Origin of the sequence: Streptomyces sp. GSL17-111, assembly GCF_037911585.1 — a bacterium.
In the GTDB taxonomy this organism is placed as follows: Bacteria; Actinomycetota; Actinomycetes; order Streptomycetales; family Streptomycetaceae; genus Streptomyces.
The window spans coordinates 2,143,562-2,162,403 of the sequence record NZ_JBAJNS010000001.1 but is presented as its reverse complement, the minus strand read 5'-3'; the positions used below and the strand labels follow the sequence as shown (position 1 = coordinate 2,162,403).

General features: G+C 74.5%; 16 protein-coding genes. 7 read left to right on the top strand and 9 right to left on the bottom strand.

Translation table 11 applies throughout. The annotated features are described in order from the left end of the window. Window positions 1–3 precede the first annotated feature (3 nt). Window positions 4–714 carry a response regulator transcription factor gene (locus V6D49_RS09320; protein WP_340558732.1) on the bottom strand — a complete coding sequence of 237 codons (711 nt, stop codon included), beginning with the start codon at window positions 712–714 and terminating at the stop codon, window positions 4–6. Next, window positions 711–2,015 (bottom strand): ATP-binding protein, encoded by a 1,305-nt coding sequence (locus tag V6D49_RS09315; RefSeq protein ID WP_340563831.1) that lies wholly within the window; start codon window positions 2,013–2,015, stop codon window positions 711–713. The genes V6D49_RS09320 and V6D49_RS09315 overlap by 4 nt, the downstream gene beginning before the upstream one ends. Window positions 2,016–2,115: 100 nt before the next feature. Between V6D49_RS09315 and V6D49_RS09310 the strand changes: the two genes are divergently transcribed. Next, complete coding sequence (locus tag V6D49_RS09310) at window positions 2,116–3,576, top strand: PspC domain-containing protein (RefSeq protein WP_340558730.1); 1,461 nt, start codon at window positions 2,116–2,118, stop codon at window positions 3,574–3,576. After that, entirely contained in the window at window positions 3,573–3,827 is a 255-nt protein-coding gene (locus V6D49_RS09305) for a hypothetical protein (RefSeq protein ID WP_340558729.1), read from the top strand. Before V6D49_RS09310 ends, V6D49_RS09305 begins: the two co-directional genes overlap by 4 nt. Before the next feature lie 31 nt (window positions 3,828–3,858). Here V6D49_RS09305 and V6D49_RS09300 read toward each other — a convergent pair whose 3' ends face one another. Next, on the bottom strand, window positions 3,859–4,371 hold the full coding sequence (locus V6D49_RS09300; protein ID WP_340558727.1) for a DoxX family protein: 513 nt from the start codon (window positions 4,369–4,371) through the stop codon (window positions 3,859–3,861). 340 nt (window positions 4,372–4,711) lie between these two features. Between V6D49_RS09300 and V6D49_RS09295 the strand changes: the two genes are divergently transcribed. Both V6D49_RS09295 and V6D49_RS09290 read left to right on the top strand, forming a co-directional pair. Further along, a complete protein-coding gene (locus V6D49_RS09295) occupies window positions 4,712–6,952 on the top strand; it encodes an ADP-ribosyltransferase (RefSeq protein ID WP_340558726.1) in 2,241 nt (746 codons plus the stop codon). A gap of 82 nt (window positions 6,953–7,034) precedes the next feature. Further along, on the top strand, window positions 7,035–7,442 hold the full coding sequence (locus V6D49_RS09290) for a hypothetical protein (protein ID WP_340558725.1): 408 nt from the start codon (window positions 7,035–7,037) through the stop codon (window positions 7,440–7,442). A 51-nt stretch (window positions 7,443–7,493) separates the two neighbouring features. Here V6D49_RS09290 and V6D49_RS09285 read toward each other — a convergent pair whose 3' ends face one another. Continuing rightward, window positions 7,494–8,597 carry a C40 family peptidase gene (locus tag V6D49_RS09285; RefSeq protein WP_340558723.1) on the bottom strand — a complete coding sequence of 368 codons (1,104 nt, stop codon included), beginning with the start codon at window positions 8,595–8,597 and terminating at the stop codon, window positions 7,494–7,496. A 200-nt stretch (window positions 8,598–8,797) separates the two neighbouring features. Between V6D49_RS09285 and V6D49_RS09280 the strand changes: the two genes are divergently transcribed. Beyond that, window positions 8,798–9,151, top strand: a complete 354-nt coding sequence (locus tag V6D49_RS09280) for a hypothetical protein (RefSeq protein WP_340558722.1) — start codon at window positions 8,798–8,800, stop codon at window positions 9,149–9,151. Window positions 9,152–9,196: 45 nt separating this feature from the next. Here the strand turns inward: V6D49_RS09280 and V6D49_RS09275 are convergent, their stop codons facing one another. Continuing rightward, window positions 9,197–9,829 (bottom strand): DUF1707 SHOCT-like domain-containing protein, encoded by a 633-nt coding sequence (locus tag V6D49_RS09275; RefSeq protein WP_340558721.1) that lies wholly within the window; start codon window positions 9,827–9,829, stop codon window positions 9,197–9,199. A gap of 67 nt (window positions 9,830–9,896) precedes the next feature. Between V6D49_RS09275 and pcrA the strand changes: the two genes are divergently transcribed. Further along, entirely contained in the window at window positions 9,897–12,395 is a 2,499-nt protein-coding gene (pcrA, locus tag V6D49_RS09270) for a DNA helicase PcrA (protein ID WP_340558720.1), read from the top strand. Between the two features lie 69 nt (window positions 12,396–12,464). On the opposite strand, the gene V6D49_RS09265 is transcribed toward pcrA, so the two are convergent. Both V6D49_RS09265 and V6D49_RS09260 read right to left on the bottom strand, forming a co-directional pair. Continuing rightward, complete coding sequence (locus V6D49_RS09265) at window positions 12,465–14,144, bottom strand: peptidoglycan DD-metalloendopeptidase family protein (protein ID WP_340558718.1); 1,680 nt, start codon at window positions 14,142–14,144, stop codon at window positions 12,465–12,467. 179 nt (window positions 14,145–14,323) lie between these two features. Next, window positions 14,324–15,097: an esterase/lipase family protein gene (locus tag V6D49_RS09260; RefSeq protein ID WP_340558716.1), complete on the bottom strand. Its 774-nt coding sequence runs from the start codon at window positions 15,095–15,097 to the stop codon at window positions 14,324–14,326. 276 nt (window positions 15,098–15,373) lie between these two features. Between V6D49_RS09260 and V6D49_RS09255 the strand changes: the two genes are divergently transcribed. After that, window positions 15,374–15,784 (top strand): cobalamin B12-binding domain-containing protein, encoded by a 411-nt coding sequence (locus V6D49_RS09255; protein ID WP_340558714.1) that lies wholly within the window; start codon window positions 15,374–15,376, stop codon window positions 15,782–15,784. Window positions 15,785–15,793: 9 nt separating this feature from the next. Here the strand turns inward: V6D49_RS09255 and V6D49_RS09250 are convergent, their stop codons facing one another. Both V6D49_RS09250 and V6D49_RS09245 read right to left on the bottom strand, forming a co-directional pair. Further along, complete coding sequence (locus V6D49_RS09250) at window positions 15,794–17,479, bottom strand: DUF5691 domain-containing protein (protein ID WP_445330631.1); 1,686 nt, start codon at window positions 17,477–17,479, stop codon at window positions 15,794–15,796. A gap of 14 nt (window positions 17,480–17,493) precedes the next feature. Next, complete coding sequence (locus V6D49_RS09245; protein WP_340558711.1) at window positions 17,494–18,819, bottom strand: SWIM zinc finger family protein; 1,326 nt, start codon at window positions 18,817–18,819, stop codon at window positions 17,494–17,496. Between the last annotated feature and the right edge of the window lie 23 nt (window positions 18,820–18,842).

Below are 18,842 nucleotides of genomic sequence, written 5' to 3'. Positions count from 1 at the left end.
GGCTCAGACCAGGCGTCGGGCGGTGGCCCAGCGGGTGAGCTCGTGCCGGTTGGAGAGCTGGAGCTTGCGCAGCACCGCCGAGACGTGCGACTCCACCGTCTTGACGGAGATGAACAGCTGCTTGGCGATCTCCTTGTACGCGTAGCCGCGCGCGATGAGCCGCAACACCTCGCGCTCCCGCTGCGTGAGCCGGTCGAGGTCCTCGTCGACCGGCGGGGCGTCGGTGGAGGCGAAGGCGTCGAGGACGAAACCGGCCAGGCGCGGGGAGAAGACGGCGTCCCCGTCGGAAACCCGGAAGATGGCGTTCACCAGGTCCGAACCCGTGATCGTCTTGGTGACGTAGCCCCGCGCGCCCCCGCGGATCACGCCGATGACGTCCTCGGCGGCGTCCGAGACCGACAGGGCGAGGAACCGCACCGGCCGGTCGATCGCGCCCATCAGCGACGCGCTGCGGCGCAGGACCTCGACGCCCCCGCCCCCGGGCAGGTGCACGTCGAGGAGGACGACGTCGGGGCGGGTGGCGGTGATGACGGTGACGGCCTGGTCGACGTCGCCCGCCTCACCGACGACCTCCACCCCCGTCGCCGGGGTGTCGCCGATCTCGGCCTGGACACCCGCCCGGAACATCCGGTGGTCGTCGACGAGGACGACCCGCACCCGGCGGTCGGCCTCCTGGCTCCCGGCCCGCTGCGCCGGTGACGTCTCGCCGCTCATGGTGTCTCCGCCCTCTCCATCTCCAGCTCCACTTCGGTGCCCTCGCCGGGCGCGGTGCGGATGCGCGCCGTACCGCCGTTGCGCTCCATCCGGCCGATGACGGACTCGCGCACGCCCATCCGGTCGGCGGGCACGGCGTCCAGGTCGAAGCCGGGGCCCCGGTCGCGGACGGAGATGAAGACCGTACGCCCCTCCACCTCGGCGAAGACCTGGACCGCGCCGCTCTCGCCACCGTACTTGGCGGCGTTGACCATCGCCTCGCGCGCCGCCTGGACCAGTGCGGCCAGCCGGTCGTCGCACGGGCAGTCGCCCACGCACACCACCTCCACCGGCACCCCGTGGTGGTCCTCGACGTCCGCCGCCGTGGCCTTCACGGCGGCGGCGAGCGTCTCCGGGCGGTCCGCGTCGTCCTCGGCGGCGCCGGACGCGCCCCGGTAGAGCCACTCGCGCAGCTCCCGCTCCTGCGCCCGCGCCAGGCGGGCCACCTCGCGGGCGTTGTCGGAGTTGCGCTGGATGAGGGTGAGCGTGTGCAGCACCGAGTCGTGGACGTGGGCCGCCACCTCGGCCCGCTCCTGCGCGCGGATGCGCATCAGCCGCTCCTCCGAGAGGTCCTGGGTGATGCGGACGAGGTAGGGCCCGGCCAGGAGCGCGATACCCACCAGCACGGCCACCGAAGCCTGGAGCACCGCACCGAACTGCTCCGCCGACCCCTGGATGACGACGAAGCCCGACACCCCGACCCCGACGAGCACCACCCCGGCGGCGCTGCGCGCGATCGGCAGCAGCCCGCGCCGTCGGCTCACCTCCGTCCAGTGCGCCCGGCGCGCGTTGTCGGCCTGCCGCCACACGACGGCCACCCCGATCCCCATCACCAGCAGCGGCCACACGTAGGCGTTCGCCTGGCCGAACTGGAGGTTCGCGCCGAGCGCGAACAGCGCCGCCACGAGCACCAGGACGGCGAAGACCTGCCCCCGGTCCGGCCTCCGCAGCCGCCGCCCGGTGCCGGCCTGGGACCGGGGATCGGAGGCCCTGGCCTCCACGCCGCCCGCCCCCAGCGGCACGACGAACCAGAACACCGCGTACAGCAACGCGCCCAGCCCGCTGGTGAAGAACAGGATCAGGAAGACGACACGGACCCACAGCACCGGCAGGGCCAGGTGCCCCGCGAGGCCGCGCGCCACACCGCCCAGCCAGCGGCCCTCGCTGCTGCGGTAGAGCTTGCGCAGGGCAGGGGGCTCAAGGGGGGTGGAGGTGGCGGTGGTCATGGCCCGATGGTCACACGCGGCCGGCGCGGCGGGCATCAGGGTCATCCCCGACACCGTCCCCGAAGCGGAATCTCAGGGAAGTCTCCGGGACGTCCCCGGATGCCCTCCGCCACCGGGGCCGTCCACCATGGTCGGCATGACGAGTGACGAGGGCGGTCGCACGGGTGCCGAAGACGGACGCACGGGGGTGCGGACGGCACCGGACCCGGCGCCGGACGACGAACGGTCCGCCCTGCCCGAACGGAGCAGGAAGAGCAAGGTCGTCGCCGGAGTGTGCGGCGGGGTCGCCCGCCACTACGACGTCGACCCGGTGATCCTGCGCGTCCCGCTCGCCGTCCTCTCCGTCATCGGCGGCCTCGGGCTGCTGCTGTACGGCTTCGCGTGGCTGCTGCTGCCGCTGGAGGGCGAGGACGAGAACGAGGCGCGCCGGCTGCTGTCCGGACGCGTCGAGGGCACCGGGCTCGCAGCCGTCCTCCTCACCCTCGCCGGGAGCGGGCTGATGCTCGCCTCGCTCGGCGGCGACCAGAGCGGCGTCTCCTTCTCCCTGCTGGTCCTCCTGGCACTGGCCGCCGGGCTGTACTGGTCGCAGCGGCGCCGCCAGGAGGGGGCCGCCGACGCGGAGGCCGGGCCCGAGCCCGTCTCGCAGGTACCGCCCGAGGCGCAGGCGCCGCCCGTTCCGCACGCGCCCTCATGGTGGCGGGAGCCGCTCACCAAGGACCCGCAGGCGGCCGGGACGGGGTACCTGTGGGGCCCCGCCGACGCCGTCCCGCAGAAGCCCGCCGACGGTGCCCCGGCCCCGCCCGTCGCGCCGGGCGGCGGCCACGGTCGTCCCGGGCAGGGCGCCTGGCCCGCCCGGCCCGTCCCGACGGCGCCCGAGCGACGGGGGCGGCGGCTGGGCTGGGCCGTCGTGCCCGCCGCCTTCGTGGCCGGCTGGATCGGGGTGGTCGCCACCTGGGACGGCGGTTCGCTGTCCACGACGCTCGTGACGGGGCTGAGCTGCGCGCTGGCCGTGCTGGCGCTCGGCCTCGTGGTGAGCGCCTTCGCCGGGCGGACGGGCGGCGGCACCGTCCTCGTGGCCGTCATGACCGCCGGCCTGCTCGCCGGTGCCGCCGCGCTGCCGGAGGACCTCTCCCCGTCCTGGAGCCGCACCCGCTGGGAGCCCGCCGCCGTGGCGGACGTCCGGCCGAGTTACGACCTGGGCAGCGGCGAAGGCGTCCTGGACCTGACCGGAATCGACCTCGCCGAGGACGAGACCGTCCGCAGCGCGCTGACGGCGGACGTGGGGGAGGTGCGGATCGTCGTGCCCGAGAACGCCCGCCTGGTCCTCGACCTGGACATCTCCCTCGGCGGCTACCGGGTGCCCGGCACGACGCCCTACGGCGACGGCCTGGAGGGCGGCGGCGTCAGCGTCGACGAGACCGTCACCCTGCTACCCCGGGGCGACGCCGAACCCCGGGGGACGATCCGGCTGAGCGTCGAACTGCTGATGGGCGAGACCGTCGTGGAGCGGGCGATCGTGGAACGGGCGGCCGACCAGGAGGCCGGTCGGGAGGCCGGTCAAGAGACGGCCGGTCAGGCAGAAGAGGGGCAGCAGTGAAGGACACCGTGCACCGTCGGCGTTTCGAACCGGTCAGGTTCGTCCTCGGGTTGGGCCTCCTCGCCCTCGCCGTCTGCCACCTGCTGCGTGAGCGCGGCGATCTCGACGTCTCCGCCCTCGCGCTCGCCCTCCTGCTGCCGAGCGTGCTGCTCGCCGCGCTGTGCGTCGCGGGCGCCAAGCAACTCGTACGGGGCGCGCGCCGCCGCAGGGGGGGCGGTGGCGGCCCGCCGCCGCTGCCAGACGGCCGGTGAGCGCCGCCGGCCGCCCCCGTCACCGCCCCCGTCAGCCGAACAGCTGTCCCCCACGGCGGCCACGACGGGCCGCAAGGGCGGCGTCGAGCGACAGCATCGGGGCCCCGGCCATGATCAGCGGCACCCACGCCATGAGGTAGGGGAGGTCCTGGCTGTAGTAGTACGGCCCGACGTCCCAGCTGATCGTCAGCCAGAAGGACAGCGAGATGAGCGCCCCGCCCAGCGCCGCGACCCGCGTCAGGAGGCCGAGCAGCGTGCCGATGCCCACGGCCAGTTCGCCGAAGGCGATGGCGTAGCCGAACGCCTCCGGCTGGGTCAGCGCCAGGTCGAGCAGCCAGGGGGCCGCCGCGCCCGGAATGGACTGGAGCAGGCCCTCCATCGACTCCGGATAGCCGGGGTCCGTCAGCTTGTCGAGCCCGGCGTAGACGAACGTCACGCCGAGGAAGAGGCGCAGCGGGAGCAGCGCGTAGCGGGCCGCCGTCTCCCGCAGCCCGCCCGGCTCCCGTAGCTCCCGGTGGTGGCCCGAACCGTTCGTGTACGTCATCGCCCTGCCCGCCCTTCTCCCGCGCGGACGTCGTCGGGCGTCCGCGGCACGGCCGCTTCTCGCCGATTGTCCTGCTCATGCCTTCACCAGGCCATACGCGGCGCAGGGCCGCAGCGTTCAGGGGACGTCGCTCGGGATCCGGTTCGTCCGCCGGCGCGCGACGGGACGGTGAAGAGGACGTGCAGCTTGCCGGAAGGAGGCGGGGGCGCATTGTTCCCGCCACGCCCCGGCTGATAGGTGTGGTTTCGAGCCATCGGCCTGGCGGTGAACGGTGGCACGGACACGGCGGGAAGCTCGATCCGCCGGGTCAGGCTCGGGGATCGTAGGGGGAGTTCGGGCGATGGCTGACATGGTGGATCCGTCGGGGGTGCCGTCGTTCACCGGTGATTTCGGGTTGCTGGAGGAGGAAGCGGCCGCGTTGAAGGAGGACGCGGGCAGGATCCGGGACACCGGTTCGGGTGTGCATGCGACGTTTCAGGGGTTGTCGGCGTTCTACACGGCGCCGGAGGCGGATCAGTTGTTCGGCTCGACGCGGCCGGTCTCGGATCGGGCGGATGACTTCGCCGATGATCTGGAGAAGGTGGCGGGGGCGTTGGTCGGGTTCGCCGAGGAGGCGCGTCCGATCGTGGCGAGGCTGGAGCGGTTGAAGGGGGAGGCGCAGTCGTTCGTCGACTCGGTCAAGGACGATGACGAGTGGACGTACGACGAGGAGAAGATCGAGACGAACAACGCGTTGGTGGGGGATATCTCCGCGGCGGTGGCGGAGTTCTGGGCGGCGGAGCGGTCGGCGGCGAACAAGATCACGGCGTTGGTGAACGGGACCCAGTGGGTGGCGGGTGACGGGTCGGACGGCGCGAACATGTACGGCCTGAGCGTGGAGGACATGCGGCAGGCGGGGGAGACGCCGTGGGGGAGGATGGCCGAGGAGGACCACCACTGGTATGAGGTGGGGCACTGGGTCAAGAGTTATGTGTGGGACGGGTTCATCGTTGACGGGATCTGGGGCACCCTGACGGGTTTGGGTGGTCTGGTGGGGTTGCGGGGGTGGGAGACGTTCAAGGACTCCTGGAAGGGTCTGGGGCAGCTGGCCACCGGCATCCTGATCATCGGCTCCCCGTTGCTGGCGGCGGCGGCGTACGCGGTGGCGCCGGAGGGGGCGCGGACGTGGATGAGGGACAGCCTGAACACGACCAAGGAGGTCGGTAAGTCCCTGGTGGCGTGGGACGAGTGGGGTGAGAACCCGGGTCGGGCGGCGGGGCTGGTGACGTTCAACGTCCTGACCACGGTGGCCACGTTGGGTACGGGGACGGCGGTGCGGGGTGCGAGCGCTTCGGGGACGGCGGCGCGGGTGATGAACGCGGCCGGGCGGGCCGGCCGCATCGTCGACCCGATGACCTACATCGGCAACGGGTTGAACGCGACCTTCCGCGGCCTGCCCAGACTCACCGACGTCACCTCCGGCCTCGCCGACCTCAGCGCCGTACGCGCCGTCGAACTCCCCGACGGCACCATGCGCCTCCCCGACGGCACCACCGTCACGCCGGGCACGCCCCTGCCCGAACTCCCGCCCGGTGTCAGCGCGGTGGAGACGCCGGACGGCTCCGTCATCGCGCCCGACGGCACGGTGCTGCACCCGGACGGATCGGTGCGGTCGCCCGGCCATCCCGCCGACCCGGCCGACCAGGCGCCCGTGGAGCTGAGCGCGGCGGACCGCGCGGTGCTGGACGGTACGCCCGGCGCCGCGCAGCCGGAGCCCGTGGGCGTCGGCGCGGGGCAGAGCGCCGGGGACGCCACGGCCCACGCGGGCGGGGACGTGCCCGACGTCCCGGGCTCCGGTCCCGGCTCCGACCCGGCCCCCGGCCCCTCCGGCTCCGACGCCCCCGACGCTTCGAGCTCCGACGCCCCCGGCCCCGTGAACGGTGGCGGCGACGGCGTCGACCCGATCACACCCGCCGAGTGGAACAAGCTCACCCCGGACGAGAAGGTCGCCTTCGCCGAGGCCGAGCTGAAGAACGACGCGGTGACGTTCGCGGACAACACCGAGGCCCTGCACTACGGCGCCACCTACTGGAACGACTACGCGGAGAACATGCCGAAGTCCCAGCAGGACGCGGTGCACGACTACACGATGGAGCCGCCGCACAGCGGGCCGACGTACGTGGAGATCAACGGCTACCTGCGCGGTGACGCCTCCCTGGGCACGCCCGAGGTGCTGCACGACATCGCGGAGATCGACAAGGCCATGAACGGGCGGCCCGTCGGGGAGACGCTGACCGTCGTGCGCGGCACCGGGCTCGGGCACTACGGCATGCCGCCGCAGGCCATGGAGGGCAAGGTCTTCACGGACGACTCCTACATGTCGACGTCGCTGGGTGACACCGCCCCGGCGTTCAGCGGCAAGGAGGCGGTGCTGCACCTGCGCGTCCCGAAGGGCACCCCGGCGCTGTGGGTCGAGAAGGTCTCCGCCTTCGGCGCGGGGGAGCGGGAGCTGCTGATGGGGCGCGGGACGCGTTACCAGGTCACCCGCGTGGTCATGCACAATGGGCAATGGCAGGTGTACGGAGAGATCCTGCCCCCGTAGGGCAGGCGGACGCACGTGGGTGCGGTGAAGGACACAGAGGCTCAGGCAGGTCCGGGCCGCCCCGGTCACCGGGCGCCGGACCGTGGACGAACGGGTGGAGCACATGGGCAGCGACAGCCATCTGACGCCCCGCATGACGGAGGACCTGCGGCCGAGGGCGGTCGGCGGGTCCGAGGACTACGGCTACGTCGCCGAGGGGCCGGTCAGTTATGTCGCGGTCGGCTCCGGCGAGGGCGTGCTGGGCTTCCTGTGGGCCTCCGACGCGGAGGACGCCGCCGGGTTCGAGCCGCGCGGCGGCGCGGGCGACGCCGCCTTCAACGCCGCCGTGGCCTGGGCCGGGCTGCTGCGCGAGTGCCGGGCGAAGGGGCTGGACCCGACGCAGGCGCTGGCCGAGCTGTCGCGCGACGGCGGCGACGAGGCCATCGGCCGGGCCGTCCCCGGCACTCTGGGCGAGGCCCCCACCCTGACGGCTCTGCGCGAGGCCCCGTGACGGGCCGGCCCGCCTGAGCCGTTCCGGGCTCCGCCGCTCCGGGCTCCGGCCTCACGCCGGGCGGGTGGCGGCGGCGAACGGCATCGTGTCGATCCGGTCGACGCGGACGGTCGAGCCCGTCCGGGGGGCGTGGATCATCTGGCCCCCGCCGATGTAGAGCCCGACGTGGCTGAGTCCCTGGTAGAAGAAGACGAGGTCGCCGGGGGCCAGTTCGGCGCGGGAGACCCGCCGACCGGCGTCCACCTGGGTGTACGTCGTGCGGGGGAGAGAGACGCCCGCCGCCCGCCACGCGGCCTGGGTGAGCCCGGAGCAGTCGTAGGCGTCCGGCCCGGTCGCGCCCCAGCCGTAGGGCGTGCCGATCGCGTTCCGGGCGAAGGCGAGCGCCTGGGCGGCCCGCCCGCCCGGTGCGGGCGCGGGGGCGGGCCGCGGTGCGGGCGCCGTTCCCGTGCCCGGCGTCGCGGGGCCCTCCCCGGCCCCGGCCCCGTCCTCGGCCTGCCGGCCGCCGTCGTCCGCCCGCCCGGTCGCGTCCGTCCCGTCCGGCGGCGCGAGACGGCGCAGCAGGCGCTCCGCCTCGGCCAGCTTCGCGTGCGCGGCCTCCTTGTGCTGCCGGGCCTCCCGTTCGGCGGCCCGTACGGCACCGGCCTTCCGGACCCCCTCCTCGCGCAGTTGGGTGCTCTCGCGGAGCAGGCCGCGCAGGCTCCGCAGAGCGCGGTGCTGCCGCAGCCCGACGCGTTCCCGGGCGGACGCCCGGCGCAGGAACTCCTCCGGGGTGGTGGACAGCGCGAGCTGCGCCGCCGGTTCGGCCACGCCGCTGCGGTACTGCGCGGTGGCGTGGGCACCGAGCGCGTTGCGGGCGGCGTTGACGCGGTCCGTGGCGCGGGCCGAGCCGTCGCGCAGGGCGTCCAGCTGACGTGCCGCTTTGCGGGAACGTTCCTTCGCCGCGTGGTGGAGTTCCCCCGCCGCCTCGGCCTCCCGGTGCAGCCGCTCCACCTCGGTGCGCACCTGCCGGGCGTCGGGCCGGAGTGCGGCGACGGCGACGCCGGGCGACGCCGCGGCCGTCGCGGTCGCCGCACCCGCCAGGGCCAGACTCGCCCAGGCCCGCGGGCGCGAGCGGTCACGGGTGCGGGGACTGCGGTGCTTGCGATGCGCTGCCATGGGGTCGGACGCTAGGCCGCCGCTCACCACCACGGCGTACGGATGACCGGCATCGCCCCTATCCGGTCGTCGTCGACCGGTCCTGACGTCGTGCGGACCGGACCGCGTCGGCCCACGACCCGGTCCGACCGAACGGCGGCCGTTCCCCACGCACCCGGCCCGCTCGTCGCCCCCGGCGACCCGCCCGTTAACCTCCGGCCATGGACGTCCTGATCAACCTCTTCGTGGCTCTCCACATCATCGGCATCGCCGCCCTCCTCGGCGGCTTCCTCTTCCAGACGAAGGCGCTGCGCACCGGTGAGGCCAGGATGCTGCCGGGCATGCTGCACGGCGCGATCACCATGCTCGTGACGGGCGTGTGCCTCGTCGGTCTGCACCAGGCCGAGGGGAACGAGGTGAACAACCTCAAGATCGGCGTGAAGCTGGCGGTGCTGGTGGTGATCCTGGGGCTCGTCTACGTCAAGCGTGACGACGCGAAGGTGCCGTCCGCCGTGCTGGGGACCGTCGGGCTGCTCACCGTGCTGAACATCTTCCTCGCGACCCTCTGGACGTGACCGGCCGCCGCCGGGCCGGGACCCCGCCCGGCGGCTTGGTCACGTTCACGCGCCGTTGCCCCGCCGCCTGAGCCACTGCTCCCAGCGGTTCGGGTAGCGCACCAGCACCTCGCCCAGGGCCACCGAGCCCGTCACCTCCAGGGTGGGCGCACCCGCGGCGGGCGGTTCGACGGCCTTGTTCCTGACGGAACCGACGTGGGCCCGCACCCCGTGCGTCCGCACCGACCAGCCGTGCGGGACGACGACCGTCACGTCCCCCATACCGGCCTTGATCTCCAGAGCGACCTCGGGCACCCGGCAGACCGCCTGACTGAAGTCGATCTTCACGCTGCCCATCCGCGAGTGCGCGGAGATCCGGCGGGGCACCTCCCAGTGCCCGGTCTGCGTGATGTCCCCGGCCCCGGACTTGAGGACCATCGGCTCGTCGACGGACGGCGGCGGGGCGGGCGGCGTCGGCGTGTGGCGCCCCGGAAGGTCGGCGGTGAGCGGCGCCAGCTCGCCGTACGTCTTCGCCTCGAACGTCCGCTCCAGCCGCTCGTGCAGCTCCGACAGGTCGATCCGACCGTCACCCGCCGCCTCGCGCAGCACCTCCGCCACCGCTTCCCGGTCGGCGTCCGAGGCACGCAGCCCGGGGTCGTGGTCGGGGTGGGGCACGGGCGCACGGGAGGCGTCAGTCATACCGGCCAGTCTAGAAGCCCGGAACCGCGTGAGGACCGTCAGCGGCGCACCCTAGACTCGGTAGGCGATGAGCAGCCTCTTCGACGACAACTTTCTGGCCCACCTCGAACCTCCCGCCGAGGACGAGCCACCGCCTCCGGCCGAGGGCGGCCCCGGCGTGCCCGGGCAGGTCGGCCACGCCGGGGAGGAGGTGCCCGACGGGCTGTTCAGCGGCGCGTACGCGGGCGGGCGCGGGCCGGAGGCCCACTACCGCGACGGTGCGCCGCGTCCCGTCATCGACCCCGAGGCGCTGCTCACCGGGCTGAACGAGCAGCAGCGCGCGGCCGTCGTGCACCACGGCTCGCCGCTGCTCATCGTCGCGGGCGCGGGTTCGGGCAAGACGCGGGTGCTCACCCACCGCATCGCCCACCTCCTGGGCGCCCGCAAGGTGCACCCCGGGGCGATCCTCGCCATCACCTTCACCAACAAGGCCGCGGGCGAGATGAAGGAGCGGGTCGAGGAACTGGTCGGGCCGCGCGCGCGGTCGATGTGGGTCTCGACGTTCCACAGCGCGTGCGTGCGCATCCTGCGCCGGGAGAGCAAGAAGCTCGGCTTCACGTCCTCGTTCTCGATCTACGACGCGGCCGACTCCCGGCGTCTCATGGCCCTGGTCTGCCGCGACCTGGAGCTCGACCCCAAGCGCTACCCGCCGAAGTCGTTCAGTGCGAAGGTCTCCAACCTCAAGAACGAGCTGGTCGACGAGGAGGACTTCGCCGGGCAGGCGGGCGACGCCTTCGAGAAGACGCTCGCCGAGGCGTACACGCTCTACCAGGCGCGGCTGCGCGAGGCCAACGCCCTGGACTTCGACGACATCATCATGACCACGGTGCACCTGCTCCAGGCGTTCCCGGACGTCGCCGAGCACTACCGCCGGCGCTTCCGGCACGTCCTCGTCGACGAGTACCAGGACACCAACCACGCGCAGTACACGCTGATCCGCGAGCTGGTCGGCGTGGGGGAGGTCGCGGGGGAGGTCGCGGACGACGGGGGGCAGCCGGCCGTCGAGCGGGCCGAGCTGTGCGTCGTCGGTGACGCAGACCAGTCGATCTACGCCTTCCGGGGCGCCACGATCCGCAACATCCTCCAGTTCGAGGAGGACTACCCGGACGCCACCACGATCCTGCTGGAGCAGAACTACCGCTCCACGCAGACGATCCTCTCGGCGGCCAACGCCGTCATCGAACGCAACGAGAGCCGCCGTCCGAAGAACCTGTGGACGCGGGAGGGCGCGGGCTCGCGCATCACCGGCTACGTCGCGGACACCGAGCACGACGAGGCGCAGTTCGTCGCCGAGGAGATCGACCGGCTGACGGACGCGGGCGACGCCGGCCCCGGCGACGTGGCGGTCTTCTACCGGACGAACGCGCAGTCCCGGGTGTTCGAGGAGATCTTCATCCGGGTCGGGCTGCCGTACAAGGTCGTCGGCGGGGTGCGGTTCTACGAGCGCAAGGAGGTCCGGGACGTCCTGGCCTACCTGCGCGTGCTCGCCAACCCGGAGGACTCGGTGCCGCTGCGCCGCATCCTCAACGTCCCCAAGCGGGGCATCGGGGACCGGGCCGAGGCGATGATCGAGGCGCTGGCCTCCCGGGAGCGGATCGGCTTCCCCCAGGCGCTGCGCCGCGTCGACGAGGCGTACGGCATGGCCGCCCGCTCGGTGAACGCCGTCAAGCGCTTCAACACGCTCATGGAGGAGCTGCGCACGGTCGTGGAGTCCGGCGCCGGGCCGGCCACCGTGCTGGAGGCCGTCCTGGAGCGGACGGGCTACCTGGCCGAGCTCCAGGCCTCCACCGACCCGCAGGACGAGACGCGGGTGGAGAACCTCCAGGAACTCGCCGCCGTGGCCCTGGAGTTCGAGCAGGCCCGGGCCGAGGACGACCCCGGTACGCTGGCCGACTTCCTGGAGCAGGTCGCCCTCGTCGCCGACTCCGACCAGATCCCCGACGAGGAGGAGCGCGAGGAGGGCAGCGGCGTCATCACGCTCATGACCCTCCACACCGCCAAGGGCCTGGAGTTCCCCGTCGTCTTCCTCACCGGCATGGAGGACGGCGTCTTCCCGCACATGCGTGCGCTCGGGCAGGCCAAGGAGCTGGAGGAGGAACGGCGGCTGGCGTACGTGGGCATCACCCGCGCCCGGCAGCGCCTCTACGTCAGCCGGGCCAGTATGCGCAGCGCCTGGGGGCAGCCCGCCTACAACCCGCCGTCCCGCTTCCTGGAGGAGATCCCCGCCGAGTACCTGGACTGGCGGCGCCTCGGCGGCGGCCCGGCGGGTGCGGCGGCGACGGCGGGGGTCCGCTCGTCGTCCACCGCCTCGGTGCGGCGCGGCGGTTCGGGCTTCGCGACGCGACGCGTGCAGGACCGGCCGGTCGTCTCCCTGGCGGTCGGGGACCGGGTCACGCACGACAGCTTCGGGCTCGGCACGGTCGTGTCCGTGCAGGGCAGCGGTGACAAGGCGGAGGCCACGATCGACTTCGGCGACCCCAAGCCGAAGCGGCTGCTGCTGCGGTACGCGCCGGTGGAGAAGCTGTAGGCCGACGCCCGGTGGGCCCCGCGTCCATCCGGTGCGCGGGGCGCCGGTGTGGCCGCCGGGGTGGGCCGGTCAGGTGGGGTCGAGGCCCTTGCCCCGGAACCAGGCCACCGGGTCCACGGCGGAACCGCCGCCGGGGCGGACCTCGAAGTGCAGGTGCGGCCCGGTGGAGTTGCCCGAGCTGCCCGCGTACCCGATCGTGTCGCCGGCCTTGACCTGGCCGGAGCGGATGCGGGTGCTGCTCAGGTGGCAGTACCACGTCTCGGTGCCGTCGGCGGCCGTCACCACCATCATGTTGCCGTAGGCGATGTCCCAGCGGGTGGTGACCGTGCCGTCGGTGGCGGCCTTGACCGGGGTGCCGTAGCCGACGGGGAAGTCGATGCCGGTGTGGACCGACATCCAGTTGATCCCGGCCTGTCCGTAGTAGGCGCTCAGCCCGCGCTGGTCCACGGGGAGGGCGAACTTGGGCCGCATCGCCTCGCGCTTCGCCGCCTCGGCGGCCTTCCGTTCCCGCTCGGCCTCCTGACGGGCCTTGAGGTCGATGCGCTCCTGGGTGCGGCTGGCGCGGTCACCGAAGTCGCGCACGTCGGCGGAGAGGCCGGCGAGCTGCGTGTCCAGCTTGTTGTTGACGGCGGCCGGCTTGACGGTGTCCTGGTCCGGCGCTGCCTGGGCCGGGCTGTCCTCCGCGCTCTCGGCGACCCCACCGCCCACGGAGGCGGCGGCGATCCCCGCCACGCCCATGACGGCCACCGAGGGAACCGCGACCGTCAGCAGCGCGGAACGCTTCGGCTTCGCCGCCCGGCGGCGGCGTCCGCCCCGCGCGGCGGGCACGGTGCCCGCCGACGGCGGTGCCGACGTGGGCGTCGTCGCCGCGTCCTCCGGCTCCGCCCAGGTGTCGTCCGCGTCGGCGACCGGGGGAAGGTCGTCGCGCGTGTCGTCCTCGGCACGGTCCGGGGCCTCGGGGTGGTCCGCGAGGTCCGTGCCGTACGGCTCTTCGTGGGCGTGGGCGTGGGCGTGGGCGTCGGCCGGCGGGCCCTCCGGGACGTCGTGGCCCTGCGGGGCGTCGACGGCGTGGGCGCCGGTGTCCCAGACCTCGGTGCTGTCGGCCCAGCCGTGGTCGGGCTGCGCGGGGATGGCGGAGAGCGGGTTGTCGACGGCGGGCCAGGCCTCGGCCGTCCAGGTCTCGGCGGTCAGCGGGTCGTACGCGGTACCCGCCCCGTAGGGATCGGTGGAAAAGCCGCCGGTTTCGTAACCGGCGGCCTGGGAAAACGCGTTGTTGTCGTGATCAGAGGGGTGGAGGGCGGTGACGTCGGCAACCGCGTCCACCCCCGCGCCGTACGTGCCGGTGCCGTACTCCGTCATGCCGTATCCCGCGTCGCCGTACGCGGAGCCGTCGTACGTCGGGTTCCCGTAGGAGGCCCCGTCATGGGAGGACGCGTAGGAGGACGGGTCGTGGCCGGGCGCGGTGAAGGGGGAAGCGGTGAAAGAGACCTGCTGGGTGGGAAAACCGTCGTAGCCGGTGGCGGCGGGCTGTGCGTCGGCCCCGCCCTGCGCCGCGTGCGGGCCGTCGTCCGGGAGGGCGCCGAACAGCGGGTCGTCGTCGCCGTATCCGCTGCCGGTGTACCCGTGGTCCGCGTCGGTCACGGCGTAGCCGTGTGCGGCGGCCTGCCCGTAGGGGTCCTCGTAACCGGCGTAGCCGGAGAACCCGGAACCTGCGGGGGTCGTCAGACCCGACGGGGGACGGTCGTTCACCAACTTCTCTTTCGCCTCGGAGACAGGGGCTGCCAGAGCAGTGCGGCGACTGTACCCGTCCCCTCGTGACGCCGACAATCTTCCGCAGGTTTTGAGCGGGCGAACTGCGGGCAGCAAGCCGTCCTTTTGGCGTACTACGAACCGGTAACGGACGGCTTGTTCGAGCCCTTCGTTCGGATTCAGGCCACCTCGGTGGAGGACGTCGCCGGAACCGTCACCCCGTCCGCGGCGACGAGTTCGCTGCGGATCCGGGCGATGACGGCGCGGTGCAGCGGCAGCGTCAGATGCCCGACGCCGCGCACCCGGACCGTGCGTCGCCGCAGGTCGGGATGGTCCAGCCGGGCGGACTCCGGAGGGGACACCACCTGGTCGCCGTCGCTCCAGAAGCTCACGAACCGGGTGCGGCACCCCGGTGCCGGAGCGGCCAGCTCGGTCAGCAGCGCGGACCCCGGACGCATCTGCCGGACCACCGGGTGCACCGACATGGCCGGAACCGCGCGCGTCCCGTGGTGCGGTGTGCCGAGCGTGACGAGGGTGTGCACGTGGGCGTCACCCCCGAAGAACTGCACGTGACAGCGGGCGATCAGCCCGCCGAGGCTGTGCCCGACGATGTCGATCCGCTGCTGCCCGGTGCGTTCCCGCAGCTCCTCGATGTGCCGCCCGAGCCTCTCGGCCGCCGCCCGCACGTCGCAGACCCACGGCGCGTAGTTGGCGCAGGCGACGTGCGGCCAGCCGTGCCGGGCCAGGGAGCGGCGCAGGAGGGTGAAGACGGACCGGTTGTCGACGAAGCCGTGCAGCAGCAGGACCGGCCGGGGTCCGGGGAGGTCCGCCCGGTCGGCGGGTACGGGGCGTTCGGCGAGGACGCCGGTGGAGTAGAGGGCCAGTCGCCCGGTGAGGACCGCCGCCTCCAGGGCGGTGGTGCGCACGGTGTCGAGCACGCGCGGCATGTGCATCCTGGCTCACCCCCGTGAACCGCACCCGTCCGTCGCGCGCCGGGTGGCGCGCGCTGCCTGACGCCCCTCCTCAGGTGCCCGTGCGTCGTGCCGACGGCCACCTGTGACCGGTGGGGCGGGGTGGTGCTGGTGACGCTGCTTCTCCCATTGTGTGATTTCCCCCTCCCCCCGCACCATGAAACGAGCGGGTGCGCGATGCTGGGACGATAACGTTCGTTCACACCGGCGCCCCGAGCGGCGGAGCCGGAGCCGCGATCAACGATGATGGAGGCAGTGATGGGTGTGTCGGGTCCGATCCGCGTGGTGGTCGCCAAGCCGGGGCTCGACGGCCATGACCGGGGAGCCAAGGTCATCGCCCGTGCCCTGCGGGACGCGGGCATGGAGGTCATCTACACCGGCCTGCACCAGACGCCGGAGCAGATCGTGGCCACCGCCATCCAGGAGGACGCCGACGCCATCGGGCTGTCGATCCTCTCCGGGGCGCACAACACCCTCTTCGCCAAGGTGCTGGAGCTCCTCAAGGAGCGGGACGCCGAGGACATCAAGGTCTTCGGCGGCGGCATCATCCCCGAGGACGACATCGAGCCGCTGCGGGCCAAGGGCGTCGCCGCCGTCTTCACCCCCGGCGCGACGACGACGGAGATCGTGGACTGGGTCCGGAGCAACATCCGTTCCGTCGCGGCCTGACGCCGGGCGTCAGGCGACGGGGGGCGGCCCGGCGGGCTCCGGAGCCCGCCCCGCCAGCTCCTCGGCCATGGCCGCGCGGACGGTGAGGGTCGCGACGAGCCGCTGGAACGCCTCAGCCCAGTAGCCCCCGGCGCCGGGCCCCCCGGGCTCCGGCTCCTCCGGATGCGCCGCCAGCGGGGCCAGGCGCCCGGCCTGGACCGGATCGAGGCAGCGCTCGGCGAGCCCCATCACGCCGCTGAAGCTCCACGGGTAGCCCCCGGCGTCCCTGGCGATCTCCAGCGCGTCGATCACCGCTCCGCCCAGCTCCTGGGACCACGGCACCGCGCACGTGCTGAGCAGCCGGAACGCCTCGGACAGCCCGTGCGCCGCGACGAACGCCGCCGCCCAGGCCGCCCGCTCGCGCGCCGGGAGGACCGTCAGCAGCCGCGCCGGGTCGCCCGGCCCCTCGGCCATCGGAGCGCTCGGGGGGCCCGCCAGCGCCCGGGCCCAGGCGGCGTCCCGCTGCCGCACGGCCGCCCGCGCCCACGCCGCGTGCAGGTCCTCCCGCCAGCCGTCCGCCACCGGAAGGGCCACGATCCCCGCCGGGGACCGGCCGCCCAGCCGCTCCGACCAGCATCCCAGCGGGGCCGCCTCCACGAGCTGGCCGAGCCACCACGAACGCTCCCCGTGCCCGGCGGGCGGCGTCGGGCTCACGCCGTCCCGCTGCATGCCCGCGTCGCACTCGTGCGGCGCCTCCACCGCGATCCCGGCCCCGCCCCCCGCCGGTCCCGTGCCGACCCGGTCCAGGTGGACGCAGGCCAGCGCCCGCGCGGCCATCCGCCCCGCCAGCGCCGAGCCGGGCAGCGCGGACAGCAGCTCCGCCGCCGTCGACCGCACCGTCCGGCTCCGGTCGCCCAGCGCCCGGTCCAGAAACGGTTCGTCCGCCGTCGTGAGGGACTCCCGCAGGGTGTCGAGGAACATCAGCCGGTCCTCCGCGCGCTCGGCGGACCAGGTGCCCGCCAGCAGCTCCCGCGCGGCGTCGGCGTCGTGCCGACGCAAGCCCGCCAGCAGTGCCACCCGCTCCGCGAACAGGCCCTCCTCCCACCGGGACCGCACGGCACGGGCGTCCTCCAGGTCCACCGGCGCCGAGGCCGCGCCGCCGCGCAGCGCGAACCTCCACTCCGCGTTCAGCCCGGCCAGCCACAGCGCACGCGGCCCGGCGAACGCCAGCGCGTCGGCCCGCAGGTCGGTCCGGGCCCGCGCCGCGTCCAGCAGCGCGGGCAGCTCGGCGGCCGGGGCCCGGTAGCCGTGGGCACCCGCCGCCGCCAGCCACTGCGGCAGCAGTTCGGCCAGATCCGGGCCTCCGCTCCGGCGTCCGCCGCCGCCCGGCTCGGTGCGTCCGGCCAGCAGCATCGCCAGCCGCCGCGCCGCCGGGGCGGGCAGCGGCGGACGCGGGTCGGCCGGGGCGGGGTCGGGCCGGGGCCCGGCCGCACCGGGGAGCAGCCCCGCCCGCTCCCGGACGGTCTCCCGCGCCGCCAGCTCGAGCAGCGCGGCGGGGGAGCCGCCCGGCGGGGTGCGCCGCTCGGCCCCCAGGAGCGCCGCCGTCACGAGCTCCTCCCAGCCGACGTCCCCCGGCCCGGGCCGTCCGTCGGCCACCTGGTCGTCGTGCTGGTCGTGCTGGTCGTGCTGGTCGTCGTGGTCGTGCTGGTCGTTCATCGCGGTCCCCGTGTTCACAGCGGTATCGCCTCCCCCTCGGACCAGACCGTGTGCGGGGTGAACCCCCTCGGCCCGCACTCCCCGAACACCGTGACCGGTCCGCCGCCCGACACGGCGACGAGCCGCCACAGCCCCGGTCGGCCGGTGGGCGTCAGCGGCAGCGCCGCCTCCCCGTCGTGGTCGGCGAGCCGCCAGGACGCGTCGTCGGACCCCGGGACCGGCACCACCCCCGCCAGCACCACCGGCCACGCCTCCAGCCACGGGTCGTCGGCCAGCCGTGTGCCGTAGGCGGCCAGCGCCGCCGCCACCCCCACCCCCGCCGGGACGCCCCCGGGGGCCGGCTCCCCCCGCCGCTCGCCCAGGACCGCGCGCAGCGGGACACCCGCCGGGTGGAACGCCAGCCCGGCCGTCAGGACCCGGCCCACCGGGAGCTGCAGCTCCGGCGCCCGCCCGGCCGCTCCGAAGGAGAGCAGCAGCGCGAGCCGACCGGAACCCCGGCCGAGCAGCCAGAAGCGACGCACCGCGAGCCGGCCCTCCTCGCCGTCCCAGCGGCCCAGCACCAGCCAGTCGTCCTCCGTGACCGCCGCCCGGTCCGCGAGGAGGGCCGCCGCCTCCGTGGTGAGGCCCAGCCGCGCCCGCACGGTCGCCGCCAGCGGGGCGGGCAGCCCGTCCAGCCCGAGCGCGGCCCGGCACAGCAGGTGCAGCAGGGCACACTCGGCCAGCAGCCGACCCGGCCAGCCGGGGCCGGAGGCGGGCACCCCGGCCAGCTCCCGGACGCGCGCGGCGAGCCCGGGTGCCTGGGCGTCCACCATGCGGGCCGCCATCTCGTCCCACGACGCGTACCCCGCCTGGTCGGCGTCGGCCAGGCCGCCCTCCAGCAGGTCCGTCAGCCGGTGCTCCAGCTCCCGCGCGCCCGTCGCGACGCGGCGCGCCCGCCGCTCCGCCCGACGCCGGGCCGCCTCGGGGTCGGCCGGGCCGCTCCCCCCGCCCGCCGCCCTCTTCCGCCGCTTCGCCAGCCAGCCCGCCGCCCAGTCCGGCGGCTCGCCGGACGGGACCGGGCCGGGTCCCTCGGTCCACCGGAGCAGCAGACCGAGCGCGTGCTTGCAGGGGAACCTGCGGCTGGGGCAACTGCACGTGGACGCGGGCCCGGTGAGGTCGACCGCCGTCCGGTAGGGCCGCGCGCCACTGCCCGCGCACAGCCCCCACACGGCGTCCTGCCCGGTGCCGGTGCCCGACCACGGGCCGGGCGCCGCGAGCCTGCTCCCGGCCCGGCGTGACGCCGCGTCGGGAGCCAGCGTCAGCACCTGCTCCGCGCTCCAGCGCACCTGGTGTCCCGTCATGCGAACGACCGTACGGGCGGCCA

Excerpts from the sequence above, each read along its gene's own strand:
- V6D49_RS09320 (WP_340558732.1), bottom strand. The coding sequence starts at position 714 with ATGAGCGGCGAGACGTCACCGGCGCAGCGGGCCGGGAGCCAGGAGGCC.
- V6D49_RS09315 (WP_340563831.1), bottom strand. The coding sequence starts at position 2,015 with ATGCCCGCCGCGCCGGCCGCGTGTGACCATCGGGCCATGACCACCGCC.
- V6D49_RS09310 (WP_340558730.1), top strand. The coding sequence starts at position 2,116 with ATGACGAGTGACGAGGGCGGTCGCACGGGTGCCGAAGACGGACGCACG.
- V6D49_RS09300 (WP_340558727.1), bottom strand. The coding sequence starts at position 4,371 with ATGACGTACACGAACGGTTCGGGCCACCACCGGGAGCTACGGGAGCCG.
- V6D49_RS09295 (WP_340558726.1), top strand. The coding sequence starts at position 4,712 with ATGGCTGACATGGTGGATCCGTCGGGGGTGCCGTCGTTCACCGGTGAT.
- V6D49_RS09285 (WP_340558723.1), bottom strand. The coding sequence starts at position 8,597 with ATGGCAGCGCATCGCAAGCACCGCAGTCCCCGCACCCGTGACCGCTCG.
- V6D49_RS09280 (WP_340558722.1), top strand. The coding sequence starts at position 8,798 with ATGGACGTCCTGATCAACCTCTTCGTGGCTCTCCACATCATCGGCATC.
- V6D49_RS09275 (WP_340558721.1), bottom strand. The coding sequence starts at position 9,829 with ATGACTGACGCCTCCCGTGCGCCCGTGCCCCACCCCGACCACGACCCC.
- pcrA (WP_340558720.1), top strand. The coding sequence starts at position 9,897 with ATGAGCAGCCTCTTCGACGACAACTTTCTGGCCCACCTCGAACCTCCC.
- V6D49_RS09260 (WP_340558716.1), bottom strand. The coding sequence starts at position 15,097 with ATGCACATGCCGCGCGTGCTCGACACCGTGCGCACCACCGCCCTGGAG.
- V6D49_RS09255 (WP_340558714.1), top strand. The coding sequence starts at position 15,374 with ATGGGTGTGTCGGGTCCGATCCGCGTGGTGGTCGCCAAGCCGGGGCTC.
- V6D49_RS09250 (WP_445330631.1), bottom strand. The coding sequence starts at position 17,479 with ATGAACGACCAGCACGACCACGACGACCAGCACGACCAGCACGACCAG.
- V6D49_RS09245 (WP_340558711.1), bottom strand. The coding sequence starts at position 18,819 with ATGACGGGACACCAGGTGCGCTGGAGCGCGGAGCAGGTGCTGACGCTG.